At 35.1% G+C, this 271-nt stretch carries 1 pseudogene; it reads left to right on the top strand.

Annotated elements, in window-relative coordinates:
- Nucleotides 1-13 precede the first annotated feature (13 nt).
- A pseudogene (locus tag AAEY78_RS13190) lies at nucleotides 14-271 on the top strand (DUF898 domain-containing protein); the annotation flags it as partial.

The raw sequence follows: 271 nt of genomic DNA on the forward strand, positions 1-271 counted from the left end.
GTTTAACATGCGTATGACCAGCTTTAGCAACGTGCGTTTCAGTTTCAAAGGTAATCTAAAACCCGCTTATATTATTTATATGCTTATACCCATATTGGGTTATTTAGCAATTGCATTGCCTGTCTTTGTTAGCCTATTTCCAATGTCAAAACTAGATGAAGGTTTTAACGTAATCTTTGCCTTCATGCTATTTTTAGTAGGTATAATCGCAGCGATAGCGATAGGTATTTTTGTCATAGGACTCTTTACTAAAAAAGCAGCTGAATATCAG

This window comes from Psychrobacter sp. 16-MNA-CIBAN-0192, assembly GCF_040309565.1.
Classification (GTDB): domain Bacteria; phylum Pseudomonadota; class Gammaproteobacteria; order Pseudomonadales; family Moraxellaceae; genus Psychrobacter.